10 protein-coding genes and 1 pseudogene are annotated in these 15,859 nt (G+C 58.5%); 9 read left to right on the forward strand and 2 right to left on the reverse strand.

The features are described from left to right. Positions 1 to 189 precede the first annotated feature (189 nt). Positions 190 to 4,893 carry a glutamate synthase large subunit gene (gene gltB / locus AC0QHF_RS03525; RefSeq protein WP_324702804.1) on the reverse strand — a complete coding sequence of 1,568 codons (4,704 nt, stop codon included), beginning with the start codon at positions 4,891 to 4,893 and terminating at the stop codon, positions 190 to 192. Between the two features lie 677 nt (positions 4,894 to 5,570). Between gltB and AC0QHF_RS03530 the strand changes: the two genes are divergently transcribed. The 9 genes from AC0QHF_RS03530 to AC0QHF_RS03570 all read left to right on the forward strand — a co-directional run bounded on the left by AC0QHF_RS03530 (position 5,571) and on the right by AC0QHF_RS03570 (position 14,674). After that, complete coding sequence (locus tag AC0QHF_RS03530; protein ID WP_324702805.1) at positions 5,571 to 7,514, forward strand: phosphodiester glycosidase family protein; 1,944 nt, start codon at positions 5,571 to 5,573, stop codon at positions 7,512 to 7,514. 263 nt (positions 7,515 to 7,777) lie between these two features. Further along, complete coding sequence (locus AC0QHF_RS03535) at positions 7,778 to 8,188, forward strand: phosphomannose isomerase type II C-terminal cupin domain (protein ID WP_324702806.1); 411 nt, start codon at positions 7,778 to 7,780, stop codon at positions 8,186 to 8,188. Positions 8,189 to 8,472: 284 nt separating this feature from the next. Further along, complete coding sequence (locus tag AC0QHF_RS03540; protein WP_324702807.1) at positions 8,473 to 8,802, forward strand: HesB/IscA family protein; 330 nt, start codon at positions 8,473 to 8,475, stop codon at positions 8,800 to 8,802. Positions 8,803 to 9,001: 199 nt separating this feature from the next. After that, positions 9,002 to 9,376 carry a 30S ribosomal protein S12 gene (gene rpsL / locus AC0QHF_RS03545; RefSeq protein ID WP_324702808.1) on the forward strand — a complete coding sequence of 125 codons (375 nt, stop codon included), beginning with the start codon at positions 9,002 to 9,004 and terminating at the stop codon, positions 9,374 to 9,376. A gap of 123 nt (positions 9,377 to 9,499) precedes the next feature. Beyond that, positions 9,500 to 9,970, forward strand: coding sequence for a 30S ribosomal protein S7 (gene rpsG, locus AC0QHF_RS03550; RefSeq protein WP_324702809.1), 471 nt, complete (start codon positions 9,500 to 9,502; stop codon positions 9,968 to 9,970). Positions 9,971 to 10,041: 71 nt separating this feature from the next. After that, positions 10,042 to 12,135, forward strand: coding sequence for an elongation factor G (gene fusA / locus AC0QHF_RS03555; RefSeq protein ID WP_324702810.1), 2,094 nt, complete (start codon positions 10,042 to 10,044; stop codon positions 12,133 to 12,135). Between the two features lie 113 nt (positions 12,136 to 12,248). Further along, on the forward strand, positions 12,249 to 13,478 hold the full coding sequence (gene tuf / locus AC0QHF_RS03560) for an elongation factor Tu (RefSeq protein WP_324702811.1): 1,230 nt from the start codon (positions 12,249 to 12,251) through the stop codon (positions 13,476 to 13,478). Between the two features lie 160 nt (positions 13,479 to 13,638). Next, positions 13,639 to 13,956 carry a 30S ribosomal protein S10 gene (rpsJ, locus tag AC0QHF_RS03565; RefSeq protein WP_023068084.1) on the forward strand — a complete coding sequence of 106 codons (318 nt, stop codon included), beginning with the start codon at positions 13,639 to 13,641 and terminating at the stop codon, positions 13,954 to 13,956. 76 nt (positions 13,957 to 14,032) lie between these two features. After that, positions 14,033 to 14,674 carry an LON peptidase substrate-binding domain-containing protein gene (locus tag AC0QHF_RS03570; RefSeq protein ID WP_324702812.1) on the forward strand — a complete coding sequence of 214 codons (642 nt, stop codon included), beginning with the start codon at positions 14,033 to 14,035 and terminating at the stop codon, positions 14,672 to 14,674. Between the two features lie 268 nt (positions 14,675 to 14,942). Here AC0QHF_RS03570 and AC0QHF_RS03575 read toward each other — a convergent pair. Beyond that, a pseudogene (locus AC0QHF_RS03575) lies at positions 14,943 to 15,859 on the reverse strand (hypothetical protein); the annotation flags it as partial.

A 15,859-nucleotide genomic window follows, 5' to 3' on the forward strand; every position in this document is an offset into this window, starting at 1 on the left:
AAACAGATGCTTTATCCTTGCAAACTTATTGCGAACATTTTGTATAATACAATAATACAGCCAGTTATGGATTGGTGTCAACTCCCGAGCTGAGTCTTCTGTGCTTAACCTCACGTGACCTCAGTTCGGTAAAAAAATGCCCCCCGATCGCAACCGGGGAGCAATAAAAACTGACAGAATTACGAAGAATTACGACGCCGCGATCGCCACTTTTTCACCGCTGCCTTCCGGCGAAACTTCCGGAGTATTTTCCTCCGAAGGCGGCACCACCTGCCAGAACTTGGGCAGGTAATCCGACCAATGAGCCAAAATCTCCTTCGCCGTCGCGCTGTCGGTAAATTCCGCGTGGCGCTCGATCAACGCCTTCAACTGCCGCTCCCCTGAGTGCGTCGAAACCCGCTGGATGCGGACAATTTCCGGGTTCACGCACTCGGGGAAACTGCCGTCCTCGTCCAGGAAATAGCCGATGCCGCCGGTCTGGCCGGCGCCCACGTTGCGGCCCACTTTTCCGAGGACGACCACCACACCGCCGGTCATGTACTCGCAGCAGTGGTCCCCCGCACCTTCGATCACCGCCTGTCCCATCGAGTTGCGGACGGCGAAGCGCTCGCCGGCCTGTCCCCGGGCGAACAGGGTTCCCCCCGTGGCGCCGTACAGGCAGGTATTGCCGACGATGACGTTTTCCGAGGGGTCGAGGCCGCTTTCGGGAGCGGGTTTGACGATCAACTCGCCGCCGTGCATCCCTTTACCCACATAGTCATTCGCCTCGCCGTTGAGGGTGAGTTTCATTCCCGGCAGGTTGAAGGCGCCGAAACTCTGGCCGGCCGAACCGTTGAACGTGAGGGCGATTTGTCCCTCGAAGCCGGTGTTGCCGTACAGCGCCGCAATTTTCCCGGCGATGCGGGCGCCCACGGTGCGATCGGTGTTGACAATCCGCACCGTCTTGCTGACGCTGCCCTGGTTGCGAATCGCCGCGGCGATGTCGGCATCCTCCAACAGCACGTCATCCAGAACCGGGCCGTTGCTGTGGACGTCCTCGTGGTTCAGCCAGTCGTTGTCCGCCGAGATGGGGGGCGCCGTCAGCACGTCCAGATTCAAAGCCTGGGTCTTGGTGAGGCGGACGTCGCGCATTTTCAGCAAATCCGATCGCCCGATGATGTCCTTCAGAGAACGATACCCCAACCGGGCCAACAACTGGCGCACTTCCTCGCCCACGAAATAGAAGAAATTCACCACGTGGTCCGGAGTTCCCGGGAAGCGCTTCCGCAGTTCCTCTTTCTGGGTGGTGACGCCCACCGGACAGCCGTTGGTGTGGCAAATCCGGGCCATGATGCAGCCCTCGGCGATCATGGCGATCGTCCCGAAGCCGAACTCTTCGGCGCCCATCAGCGCCCCCATGATCACGTCCCAACCGGACTTGAGGCCGCCGTCCACCCGCAGCCGCACGCGATCGCGCAATTTGTTGTCCATCAGCACCCGGTGCACCTCCGTCAGGCCCAATTCCCAGGGCGTGCCGGCGTGCTTGATCGAGGACAGGGGAGAGGCGCCCGTGCCGCCGTCGTGTCCGGAGATCTGGATGTAGTCGGCGTTGGCCTTGGCCACCCCCGCCGCGATCGTGCCGATGCCGATTTCCGCCACCAGCTTCACCGAAACCGTCGCTTCGGGGTTGATCTGGTGCAGGTCGAAGATCAGTTGGGCCAGATCCTCGATGGAATAGATATCGTGGTGAGGCGGGGGAGAAATCAGGGTGACGCCCGGTTTCGACCGCCGCAACATAGCGATATAGGGGCTCACCTTCCGTCCCGGCAACTGTCCGCCCTCGCCCGGTTTCGCACCCTGGGCGACCTTAATTTCGATGGATTTGGCATTCATCAGATATTCCGGCGTCACCCCGAACCGGCCCGACGCCACCTGTTTGATAGCGGAACTGGCGCTGTCGCCATTTTTCAGACCCTTCAAATAGGGGCGGGAGGCGGAAATGCCGTCGGCGTTCACGTCTTCGAGAACCGGGAAGCGGGTCGGATCTTCGCCCCCTTCGCCGGAGTTGGACTTGCCCCCCAGACGGTTCATGGCGATCGCCAGCGTCTCGTGGGCCTCGGGAGACAGCGCCCCCAGAGACATCCCCCCGCTGCAGAACCGGGTCACGATATCCGCCACGGACTCCACCTCATCCACGGAAATCGGGTCGCGATCGCTATTAAAATCCAACAGATCCCGCAACGCCGACACCGTCCGATCGTTGAGAAATTCTTGATAGGTGGCATAGTGGTCGTACCCCGGGGAAGCGCCGTTGCTCTTGCCGTCGCCGCGCACCGCTTCGTGCAGCAACTTCGCCAAATCGGGGCTATTGCCGTGGTACTCACCCCGCCGGAAGAAATTGACGAAGCCGTAATTTTCCAGCTTCTTGGCTTCCAACTCCGGGAACGCCTTGGCGTGGAACTGGTTCACCTCCTGGCCCAACTCCGCCACCGTCAGGCCCCCGATGCGGGAAGTCGTCCCCTTGAAGCCCAATTCCAGCAAATCGTCCCCGATGCCGATCGCCTCAAAAATCTGCGCCCCCTGGTAAGAAGAGAGCAGGGAAATCCCCATCTTCGAGAGGATCTTCAGCAGGCCATTTTCCACCGCCTTGCGGTAATTTTTTTGAGCCTCAGCCCCGGTAATTTGGGGCAACTTGCCCCGTTCCATCGCCTTTTGGGTTTTTGTTTCCCCCCACCAAGCCCGGACGCTTTCCCAGGCCAAATAGGGGCAGACAGCCGAGGCGCCGTACCCGATCAGGCAGGCGAAGTGGTGGGTGCTCCAACACTGAGCCGTATCCACCACCAGGGACCCTTTCAGGCGGCTCCCCGTCTCGATCAGGTGGTGGTGAACCGCGCCGACAGCCAGCAGGGGCGGGATGTAGGTTTGTTCCGCATCGATACCGCGATCGCACAGGATCAGGATCTTTTTGCCCGCATCCACCGCCTCTTGAGCCTTTTTACACAGATCCTCGACCGCCGCTTTCAACCCTTCGGGTCCGGCCGAAACCGGATACAGGGTGGACAGGGTGGCGCTCTCGAAGCCCGAATTGCGGATATTCTCCAATTCCGCCTCATTGAGCACGGGGGACTCGATCTTGACCATCCCGGCATCTTCCGGTTTGGGATCGAGGAGGTTGCCCCGCTCTCCCAACCGCATAGTCAGGGACATGACGATCCGCTCCCGCAGGGGGTCGATGGGGGGGTTCGTCACCTGGGCGAACCGCTGTTTGAAATAGTCGTAGAGCAAATGGGGTTTGTCGGAGAGCACCGCCAGGGGGATGTCATCGCCCATGCAGAAGGTCGGCTCTTTCCCCTGGCTGGCCATGTCGGAGATCACCATGTCGATGTCTTCCGAGCCGTAGCCGAAGGCGAGCTGTTGCCGCAGCAGCGTTTGAGCGTCCGTGGAGCGCTCCTCGACGAAGGGCTGTTCTTTGGCTTCGATGCGGTGGGTTTTCAGCCATTCGCCGTAGGGGTGGCGGCGGGCGATGCGATCTTTGATCTCCCAGTTTTTCAGGACTTCGTGGGTTTCCATGTCCACGGCGATCGTCTGGCCCGGACCCAGGCGGCCTTTTTCCACAATTTCCGCCTCCGGAATTTCCACCACCCCGGCTTCCGAGGCGACGATCACCATGCCGTCTCGGGTGATGCAGTAGCGGGCCGGACGCAGGCCGTTGCGGTCGAGGCAGGCGCCGACCTGTTTGCCGTCGCTGAACACCAGCAGGGCCGGTCCGTCCCAGGGTTCTTGGACGCCGCTGTGGTATTCGTAAAAATCGACGATTTCTTCCCGGCCTTTGAGGAGGGGCTGGTTCTGATACGCTTCCGGCACCATGACCATCAGGGCCTCCGACGGCGATCGCCCCGTCCGCACCAGCAGTTCCATGACGTTATCCAGGTTGGCGGAGTCGCTGTTGTCGGCGTCCACGAAGGGTTTCAGGGTCGCGAGGCGATCGCCCCAATAAGTGTGGGACAAAATCCCTTCCCGCGCCCGCATCCAGTTGATGTTCCCCAGCAGGGTGTTGATTTCCCCGTTGTGTCCCAGCAGGCGCATCGGCTGCGCCAGGGGCCACCGGGGCATGGTGTTGGTGCTGAAACGCCGGTGGTAGACGGCGAAGGCGGTCTTGTAGAGGGGATTTTTCAGGTCGGTGTAGAAGTCTCCCAGCACAGCCGATCGCACCATCCCCTTGTAAACGACCGTCCGGCAGGAGAAGGAACACATATAAACGTCCGTTCCCCAGTGCAGCCCGACTTCGGCCAGGGCCACCCCCGCCGAGCGGCGGGCCAGGTACAGTTGCCGCTCCAACTCGTCCCCGGTTTTTCCGGTGTTGGAGGAGACGATCGCCTGTTCGATGCGGGGCTGATTTTCCCGCGCCATCGGGCCGAGAACTTCCGGACGCACCGGCACGGCCCGCCACCCCAACAGGGTCAGATTTTCCCGCACCAGCACGTCCCCGATCACGTTTTTGGCTGTCACCGCCCGGTTTTCGTCCTGGGGCAGGAACACCATCGCCAAGCCGTAGCGAGCGCGGAGTTGCTCGGCCGTCAGTCCCTTGAAGGACTCCAATTCGGCCAGATTTCCTGAAATCGTATCGTCTCCCTGGAGCAGTTCCCAGGGGATCGCCGTCATCAAACCAGCCCCGTCCCCGGAGTCGTAGTCGGCGCTGCACCCCCCCCGGTGTTCCAGACAGGTGAGGGCCGGCAGGGCCTTCTCGACGATCTGATGGCTGGCTTCCCCCGTGGGATTGGCGATCAAACCGACCCCACAGGCGTCCCGCTCTTCGGCCAGCCACCGCTGGCCGGCGTAGGGGGTGCCTCGGTGAAAGATGTCCTGATTGAATGGTTGATGATTTCGGTTCACGCTTTTTCTTGTGTTATCCATATCTCGAATGCGTATGAGTGGCGCCAAGCTGCTCAGGGCAGGTACACAGGTGTTTGAGTGGTCTCGGGGCTCGGCACGGAGGCGCTGCCCCCACGGGTCGAAATTATAGAGGGCCCGCACAGATGCACTGCCCCTACTACAAATGAACTGAAGCTGATCGAGTTTCAGTCGTCGGGACGATTCGCTCTCTCGCCCCTGCTGGCAAACGGCGACATTTGCTAAGACTATAAACCAGTGAGAATGCCGGCAAGTTTGAAGGAAATTCAAAGATTTCGAGATGCGAATGAGTCGCTGATTTCTCCCACGTTTCGGGCGATCGCCAGCGAGTCCCCACACGGGTGGTCGGGCGGGATTCGGCGGAGAGGGATGTCGCCATCCGTCAAGCTGGAGACACTTACGGATACTCCGACCGTCAAATTTGAGTGACGTTTCACCCCCCAGGGATACCCGGTCGGCCGATCGCACGATCCGCCTGATCTTCCCGGATCGCTCACTTATCCCTATTATTATGTAGCCGAGACCCCGCAGTTGTTGGTGTTGAAGCTACGGTTTCAGCAAAAATTTAGATGTAGTCTCTAGGATACACGCTATTCTCCGTGTCAGTGTCCCAAAAATTTAGATCTGATGACATCTCCTCCACAATGTCGGTTTCGCCTCCACGGCTTCGGATCGGCATTTTGGCTCTTTCCATCCTGCTGTCGGGTTTCGGAGGGAGTCCGGTTTGGGCCGGGAACGTCGCCGTCGGAGAGCGGGGGGCGACCATCGCCCTCAACGGCCGGGAAATCCCGGTCAACTGGCTCCGGTGGAACGATTCCCGCCACCCCGACCGCCAATCCGTCGGCGTCGCCGACCTGGGATTGATGCGATCGACGGGGGTCGAATTGCTCGACACGGCCGAGAGCGGGCGACAGCCGGTCCGCTGGTTCGGAGCCTCCCCCGCGTTGTCCGCTTTCCACCGGGACGGCCACCGATATTTGGATCTGACTGACCTGGCCCGCCAACAGGGCTGGCAAGTCTGGAGCCGGGGCACGGTGCTCGAACTCACGTTCCCCCCCGCCACCCTCCGAGATGTCGAAACGACACTCCTCCCCGACTGCGGGGAGACCCCCGGGCGATCGCTTCCGGAAGCGCCCCCCCCGTGTCGGCGGTTCGTCCTCGAATTGGACCGCCCGGTTCCCTGGCAAGCCCCTGAAATCGAGACCTCCCCAACCGGTTCATCCTCCTCTTTCCCCCTCGAGTTACAAGAACGACTCATTCAGACCGAACCGTCCGAGACGGAAGAAGAATCCCCCAAATCCCCGTCCGTCGAAGGGGACGAGAAACCGACCCCCCAACCGCAGGTGTGGTGGTCGATCGCCCTCGACGCCCGACCCGATCCGGATCGGGAAGGATCATTTTATCCTATCGACGGCGATCCCCTGGCGGGAATTTGGATCGATACCCGCTCTCAACCGACACGATTGATTTTCAGCACCCCCCCCGGTTGGCGTCCCCGGGTCAGTTCCTCCGGCGATCCCCCCCGGTTGGCGATCGAGATCCGACCCGATTTTTGGGTGGAACGGGACATTCAGTGGGCGCCGGGACTGCGGTGGCAACAGCGATCTGTGGAAATTCGCAGCCCCCATTCTCCGGCCCTGTTGCCTAAAATCGTCCGGTTTCCGGTGGTTTGGCTGGAAATTGACCTGAAATCACCGGCGATTTCCCTGGAACCGATCCGCGCCCGGGAGATCTCGCCCGAGGGGCTGGCTCCTTTGGCGGAAGTGGCCGGGCGCGCGGGGGTGGCGGCCGCTATCAACGGCGGCTTTTTCAATCGCAACAATCAATTTCCCCTCGGGGCAATCCGACACCAAAACCGCTGGATCTCCGGCCCGATCCTCGGCCGGGGCGCGATCGCCTGGACCGACGAAAAACAGATCCTCATGGACCGCCTCACCCTCAGCGAAACGTTGCTCCTTCCCGGCGGTGAATCCGTTCCCATCCAAAAACTCAATAGCGCCTACATCCGGGCGGGTTTGTCCCGCTACACCCCCGACTGGGGAAGGGTTTACCGCCCCTTCGGCGACCGCGAAATAGCCATCAGCGTCCGGGGCGATCGCATCGTCGGCTATCAGATCCTCAAATCCCCCCATTTCTCGCCCGTTCCCATCCCCCCGGACGGCTATTTACTGGTCCTGCGAAACCGACCCGAACTCGCCGAGCGCCTGTCTCCCGGCACCCCCGTGCGATTGGAAACCGCCACCCGTCCGGCTCCGTGGTCCGATTTTCCCCACGGCCTCGGTGCCGGTCCGCTGTTACTCCACAACCACAAAATCGTCCTGGATGCCAAAGCTGAACAATTTGGCGATGCGTTCGCCCGCCAAGCGGCCATCCGCAGCGCCGTGGGACTGACATCGGGCGATCGGCTCCTGCTGGCGATCGTACACCAGAGCCCCGGCGGAACCGGACCGAGCCTCGCCGAACTGGCCGAACTGATGCGACAACTCGGCGCCGTCGAAGCCCTCAATTTGGACGGGGGAAGCTCCAGCGGCCTCTACCTCGGCGGCCAACTCATCGATCGCCCCCCGCAGACCGCAGCCCCCGTCCACAACGGCATCGGGGTCAAATTGACCGCCGACAATTGACGACTCTTAATCTTTCCCTCCCCCCGATTTCCCCGGCCCAATGTAAAGCTCCCGCCCGATTGAGTAAAGTTTTGATAAAACTTCCTCGAAATTCTTCAGTTGGGGACGAAACGGGGTGACATCTCCCCCGATCTGTTTGCTATGGTTGGATAGGGTCTCAAAGGGCCGGATAACCTCGGCACTTGAGTTCCCGAGTCTTCAGCGACTCGAGTTTTAACTGACTTGTTTTTAGCCCGCTATATTTCTAAGGACAGAAGATTATTATGGTAGCCACCCAAGACCGTTCAACAGTTTCCGCCCTCGAAAAATCGACCTCCATTCAAGCTGTTGCCGCCACTGAGCTGCGGCCCTGGGGTTCATTTACGACTCTCGAAGAGGGGCCCGGCTACAAGATCAAGCGCATCGAGGTCAACCCCGGACACCGCCTCAGCCTGCAAATGCACCACCACCGCAGCGAACACTGGATCGTGGTCTCCGGGACGGCGAAAGTGACCTGCGGCGACAACGAAGAGGTGATTTTCTCCAACCAATCTACCTACGTCCCCCAATGCACGAACCACCGCCTGGAAAACCCCGGCGTCATTCCCCTGGTACTCATTGAAGTTCAAAACGGAGAATATCTCGGCGAAGACGACATCGTTCGCTTCCAGGACGATTACTCTCGGGCTGGCTAATGCGATCGCACTGTTCCCTCGAACGCTCCAATTAATTAAATGCTCGGACTAACTGCCTTTCCAAGTTGCCACCGCTTTTCAGGATCGGGGACGGCTTGGGAAGGTTCTTGATTGCAGGTGGTCTCGGATTCGCCGAAATGATACACTGATGGGGCTAATTGAGACGGCGGACTCCGTTTCCGACTCGACGACACCGATCGCCAGAAAGTCCGGACATCCGACGACTCTCAAACCCTGACGACGAACTTTTTTTGGTTTTGTCCCCATTCTTCATTCCCCGATCTATGATTGAGATTACTCAAGCGGCTCTCAACGAAGTGCTGCGCCGGAAATCCAAGCAGAATGACCCCGACCTCCTGTTTCGGTTGGCGGTGAAGTCGGGCGGATGCTGCGATTGGGTCTACCAGTTTGGATTCGAGTCGCTCCCGGGGCCGACGGACGTGGTTGGCCAGTGCGGTCCCCTGCAAGTGGTGACAGACCGCGAGAGCTTGCCCTATATCGAGGGGTTGACCCTCGACTACTCGGAAGATTTGATGGGCGGCGGATTTCGATTTGACAACCCCAATGCGGCCCGGACTTGCGGCTGCGGTCACTCCTTTGTCTCCAAGTCGTGAAGGAAATGTTCCCCTCCCCCCGCACCCACCGAAAAAAAAGTTTGCCAAAAGCCGTTTCATCCTCTAATATAGAGTTTTGGGTATCCGCATCTGACTTATAGATTAAGATGAAAATCCCATCCCCAGCCCGGGGAGGGGTATTTCAATGGAGATACCGCAACCCTTAAAACTGCCGAATTGATAGATTATGTGGTAACTTATGCCCACTATACAGCAACTCATTCGTTCTGCACGGGAAAAGACTCTGAAAAAAACGAAGTCTCCAGCTCTCAAGAGTTGTCCGCAGCGCCGCGGCGTGTGTACCCGTGTTTATACGACAACGCCCAAAAAACCAAATTCAGCACTTCGTAAGGTGGCAAGGGTGCGGCTCACCTCTGGTTTTGAAGTGACAGCATATATTCCGGGCATCGGACACAACTTGCAGGAACACTCGGTTGTCATGATTCGCGGCGGTCGGGTCAAGGATTTACCCGGCGTTCGATATCACATCATTCGTGGAACGTTGGACACCGCCGGGGTCAAAGATCGGCGCCAGGGCCGCTCCAAGTACGGGGCGAAGCGTCCGAAAGAGTAAGTCGCGAGAGTTTCGGGAATCTAGGGTCGCCGGCTTTTGTCGTCCGATGAAAACCTCGGTCTCCCGGGATTCCCAGAGCTGCAATTTTGTAGTGAATGAATTTAGTGTTGAGGGAAGATAACTATGTCTCGCCGTCGGGTAGTTCAAAAACGTCCGGTTCCCCCCGATCCGAAATATAACAGTCGCTTGGTCAACATGATGGTGCGCCGTATCATGCGGCACGGAAAAAAATCCGTCGCTCACCGGATTGTTGATGACGCGCTGGTCACCATCGGAGAGCGCACTGGCTCCGACCCGCTGGAGTTGTTTGAAAAAGCCGTGCGGAACGCCACGCCCCTGGTGGAAGTGAAAGCCCGCCGGGTCGGCGGTGCGACCTACCAGGTGCCGATGGAAGTCCGCTCCGAGCGGGGGACGACCCTGGCCCTGCGCTGGCTGATCCACTTTTCGAGAACGCGCTCCGGGCGATCGATGGCCAGCAAACTAGCCAACGAGCTGATGGATGCGGCCAACGAAACCGGGAGTGCGGTTCGGAAGCGGGAAGAGACGCACCGGATGGCAGAAGCCAACAAAGCCTTCGCCCACTATCGGTACTAAAATTGGTTTGGGTTAGCAGTCAGTTCCAGAAACGTATAAAATCTTAATAAAGGTTTAAAAAGGAGGTAGCTGTGGCACGTACCATCCCGCTTGAGAGAGTACGTAATATCGGCATCGCAGCCCACATCGATGCGGGCAAAACGACCACCACTGAGAGAATCCTGTTCTACTCCGGCGTGGTTCACAAAATGGGCGAGGTCCACGACGGAACTGCTGTGACCGACTGGATGGCTCAAGAGCGGGAGCGTGGGATCACCATCACGGCTGCTGCGATTAGTACCAGTTGGCTCGACCATCGCATCAACATCATCGACACCCCGGGTCACGTGGACTTCACCATCGAAGTCGAGCGCTCGATGCGGGTTCTGGATGGGGTGATCGCAGTCTTTTGTTCCGTCGGCGGCGTCCAGCCCCAATCCGAAACCGTCTGGCGTCAGGCCGAGCGGTATCGGGTGCCCCGGATTGTATTCGTCAACAAGATGGATCGCACGGGAGCCGACTTCTTCAAGGTTTACAACCAGATCCGCGATCGCCTCCGGGCCAATGCGGTTCCCATTCAGGTTCCCATCGGCCGCGAGAGTGACTTCCACGGCCTGGTGGATTTGGTCGGCATGAAGACCTATATGTACACCAACGACCTGGGAACTGATATCCAAGTCAGCGACGAGATTCCTGAAGAAGTCAAAGATCTGGTCGCCGAATACCGGGAGAAAATGCTCGAAGCGATCGCCGAAACCGACGAAGCCCTGATGGAGAAATATCTCGAATCCTTGGAAGGGGGCGACCCGCTGACCGAGGATGAAGTCCGTCACGGCATTCGCAAGGCGACCATCGAAGGGACGATGGTTCCCATGCTGTGCGGTTCCGCATTCAAGAACCGGGGCGTTCAACGGCTTTTGGATGCTGTGGTAGACTATCTTCCGGCTCCGACGGAGGTTCCCCCCATCAAGGGAATTCTCCCCAACGGAGAAGAAGCGGTTCGTCCGGCGGATGATGATGTCCCGCTGTCGGCTCTGGCTTTCAAGGTGATGGCTGACCCCTACGGGCGCCTGACCTTCGTGCGGGTCTATTCCGGCATCCTCCAAAAAGGCAGTTACATTTACAATTCCACCAAGGACAAAAAAGAGCGGGTTTCTCGCCTGATCGTCCTCAAGTCCGACGATCGCATCGAAGTGGAAGAACTTCGAGCCGGCGACCTCGGGGCGGCGTTGGGCTTGAAGGACACCCTGACCGGAGACACGATCTGCGACGACGCCAACCCGATTATCCTCGAGTCCCTGTTCATCCCCGAACCGGTCATTTCCGTGGCGGTGGAGCCGAAAACCAAGCAGGATATGGAGAAACTCTCCAAAGCCCTGCAGTCCCTCTCGGAAGAAGATCCGACCTTCCGGGTTTCCATCGACCCGGAAACCAACCAGACGGTGATCGCCGGGATGGGGGAACTGCACCTGGAAATTCTGGTAGACCGGATGTTGCGGGAGTTCAAAGTCGAAGCGAACATCGGCGCCCCCCAGGTGGCCTATCGAGAAACCATCCGCAAGTCCATTCGCACCGAAGGCAAATTTATCCGTCAAAGTGGCGGTAAAGGTCAGTACGGCCACGTGGTGATCGAACTCGAACCGGGCGAATCGGGCACCGGATTTGAATTCGTCTCCAAGATCGTCGGGGGGTCTGTTCCCAAGGAATATATCAATCCGGCGGAACAGGGGATGAAGGAAGCCTGCGAATCCGGAATCATCGCCGGGTATCCGCTCATCGACATCAAAGCCACTTTGGTGGACGGGTCCTACCACGATGTGGACTCCTCGGAAATGGCGTTCAAGATTGCCGGCTCGATGGCAATCAAGGACGGCGTAACCAAGGCTTCCCCCGTGCTGTTGGAGCCGATGATGAAAGTGGAGGTCGAAGTTCCCGAAGATTTCATCGGGAACGTGATCGGCGACCTCAACTCCCGTCGCGGCCAAATTGAGGGTCAGGAGACCGATCAAAGTCAGGGAATCGCCAAGGTGGTCGCCAAGGTTCCCCTGGCGGAAATGTTTGGCTACGCCACCGATATCCGCTCGAAGACCCAAGGTCGTGGGATCTTCTCGATGGAGTTCAGCCATTACGACGAGGTTCCTCGCAGCGTGGCTGAAACCATCATCGCCAAGAGCAAAGGCAGCTAGAGATGGGGGTGGTGAGGGGGCGGTGTCGGCTTCACTTAAATTGCCCCGCCGCTCTTTCCCCCCACTCGCCAATTCGATCGTCCAACATCTAGAATCTCAAACGAAACATCAATATGGCACGCGCAAAATTTGAACGGAATAAACCCCACGTTAACATCGGTACCATCGGTCACGTTGACCACGGCAAAACCACGCTGACCGCTGCAATCACAATGGCATTGGCGGCGGCAGGCGGAGCCAAGGCTCGGAAGTACGACGACATCGACGCCGCTCCCGAAGAGAAGCAGCGGGGGATCACCATCAACACGGCCCACGTGGAGTACGAAACGGAAAACCGCCACTACGCCCACGTGGACTGCCCCGGACACGCCGACTATGTGAAGAACATGATCACCGGCGCGGCTCAGATGGACGGCGCGATTCTGGTGGTTTCCGCGGCGGACGGTCCGATGCCCCAAACTCGCGAACACATCCTGTTGGCGAAGCAGGTGGGCGTTCCCAGCATCGTGGTCTTCCTGAACAAGGCGGACATGGTGGACGACGAAGAACTGCTCGAACTTGTCGAACTCGAAGTGCGGGAACTGCTGAGTTCTTACGATTTTCCGGGCGACGACATCCCCATCGTTTCGGGTTCCGCCCTGCAAGCCCTGGAGTTTCTGACCGAAAACCCGACCACCGGCCGGGGTGATAATGACTGGGTTGACAAGATTCACGCCCTGATGGACGAGGTAGATAAGTACATCCCCACTCCCGAGCGGGCCATCGATAAGCCCTTCTTGATGGCGGTGGAAGATGTCTTCTCGATCACGGGTCGGGGTACGGTGGCCACGGGCCGGATCGAGCGGGGTAAAGTCAAGGTCGGCGAAACCGTCGAACTCGTCGGAATCAAAGATACCCGCAGCACCACCGTCACCGGTGTGGAAATGTTCCAGAAGACTCTGGACGAAGGGATGGCCGGAGACAACGTGGGTTTGCTGCTCCGGGGGATTCAAAAGGCCGATATCGAGCGCGGCATGGTGATTGCCAAGCCCGGATCGATCACGCCCCACACCCAATTTGAGGCGGAAGTCTACATCCTCAAAAAAGAGGAAGGTGGGCGTCACACTCCGTTCTTCTCGGGCTATCGTCCCCAGTTCTACGTTCGGACAACGGACGTGACGGGTACGATTGATGAATATACTGCCGATGACGGTAGCAAGCCGGAAATGGTGATGCCGGGAGACCGTATCAATATGACGGTGACATTGATCTGCCCGATCGCGATCGAGCAGGGAATGCGCTTCGCTATCCGCGAAGGCGGCCGCACCGTCGGAGCCGGTGTCGTTGCCAAGATTATCAAATAAGGTGACATCGCAGCCGTTCGACCGACTTTAAACTGGCAGAAAAGCGATCCGAGTCCGGGTTGCTTTTCTGCGCCCTTTTGCCCGGTCGAATTCCCCTCCATCGGAGTTCGACCCGTCGCAACTGAAATCAAACCGAACCTCGAAAACTAAACAGCACACAATGGCTACCATTCAGCAGCAAAAAATTCGCATCCGTCTCAAAGCCTTCGATCGCCGCCTCCTCGACACCTCCTGCGAGAAGATCGTCGATACGGCCAACCGCACCGGGGCCACCGCGATCGGACCGATTCCCCTGCCCACCAAACGCCGGATTTACTGCGTCCTGCGCTCTCCTCACGTCGATAAAGATTCCCGGGAACACTTCGAGACCCGCACCCACCGCCGGATCATCGACATCTATCAGCCCTCTTCAAAAACCATCGACGCCCTGATGAAACTCGATTTGCCCGCCGGGGTGGATATCGAAGTCAAACTCTAGGACGTTTCGCCAAAACAGGGGTAGCCCGAAATCCGCTAAAGTAAAAAGAAAGAAGCGCACACTGTACTAAGGGACAATGGCATCATCTTCCTCTCTTGCTGTTCGAGAACTTCCCCTGTTTCCGCTGCCGGAAGTGGTCCTGTTTCCAGCCCGACCGCTGCCCCTGCACATTTTTGAATTTCGCTACCGGATCATGATGAACACCATCCTGGAGAGCGATCGCCGCTTCGGGGTGCTGATGTTCGATCCCACCCAGGGGCAAGTCGCTTCCGTCGGCTGCTGCGCCGAAGTGATTCAATACCAGCGGTTGCCCGACGATCGCATGAAAATTATGACCCTGGGACAGCAGCGATTCCGAGTCCTGGAAGCGGTGCGGGAAAAACCCTACCTCGTTGGTTTGGTGGAATGGATCGAAGATGAGCCACCCACCACCGACCTCAGACCCCTGGCTAAAGATGTGGAAATCTTGCTGCGGGATGTGGTCCAACTCTCGGGCAAATTGATGGACCAACCCATCGAACTCCCCGACGACATCCCCGACCTCCCCACCGAACTCTCCTACTGGGTCGCCAGCAACCTCTACGGCGTCGCCTCCGAACAGCAGACGCTCCTGGAAATGCAGGATACGGTGGCTCGCCTCCAGCGAGAAGCGGAGATTTTGACTTCAACTCGAAATCATCTCGCCGCGCGGACAGTTTTGAAAGATGCCTTAAATTGAGCCGGGTCGAGCCAAAGCCATCACTCACCCGGCTTTTTTATGGCAATCAGCTCTCAGCATTCAGCATTCAGCAAAGGTTGACAGCCTATCATTGCTAGGTTTCGGGCTTTTCGGATGTCCCGACCGTTTTGGCGACTGCTATCAATCAGAAATGGGGGGGGCGCGATCGCACTCAAGCGCGAAACCACGCCGACCCCCCGTCGATTATAGTTGTCAGCTATCAGCTATCAGCTATCAGCTTGCGGTCAACCGTTCGCGATTCGGAAATTTAGCTTTTCGTCGGCTTCCAGAACCCGTACCAGTGCCGGATTGCCAACCAGGCGACGGACAGCAGTCCCGCCACTCCCAACGTCAGGCCGCTGTAGGGGACCAGCAGGGCAAAAACCGGGAGGACACCCCCGGCCACCGTACAGGCGATCGCGGCTCCGGCACTCCAGCGGTTCGACCCCAACCCCCACATTAACACTAACCAAATCCCAGAAATGACCGTCCACGCCAGACGCGGATCGACCAGACGGCTGGTATAGGTCAACATTAGCAAACTGGCAAAAAATATTCCCGCCGCGATCGCCACATCCTTCAACCCCATCGGTATGGAAAAATAAAGCAGCAGAATCCACCACAGAAAAATCCCCGGTGCCAACAGTAATAAACGCGGCAGAACCCCCGTATTTTTCACCGATTCCGTCGCCGTAAACACGCCGAAGGGATTGCGGACCGAAACGTTGCCCTCGAAAACCCAGGTCATTTCCCGCAGCCGTCCCCGTTCCTCCGTGAGGGTGGGAATTGCCCCGGCAAAATCGGCGTCGGGGAAATTGGCGATCGCATTTAACCGAAAATTCGACAACAACTGTCCGACGGATTCATACACCCAGCGCGGCGCACCCTGAGCTTTATATTTGACCTGAAATGTCGTCCTCTCCCCCGGTGGCAACTGAAACGGAAAACTGTAATTTCCCGGCGCGATCGGATCGAGGCGTTCTCCCTCCCGCCAGACCTGAAAATCCCGAAGCAGGGAATAGCCGTAGGGGGGACTGATATCGAAGAAAAAGTCCCCAACCCCTTCTCGGGAATTCGCCACCTGATATTCCGCCTCGAAATCGACGCTTTGACGTACTCCCCGCACTAAAGTGACGGGGATTCTGAATATCACTATCCAGACTTTCTCTTTCGGCGAGTCAGCTT

This window comes from Lyngbya sp. CCY1209, from assembly GCF_055795065.1.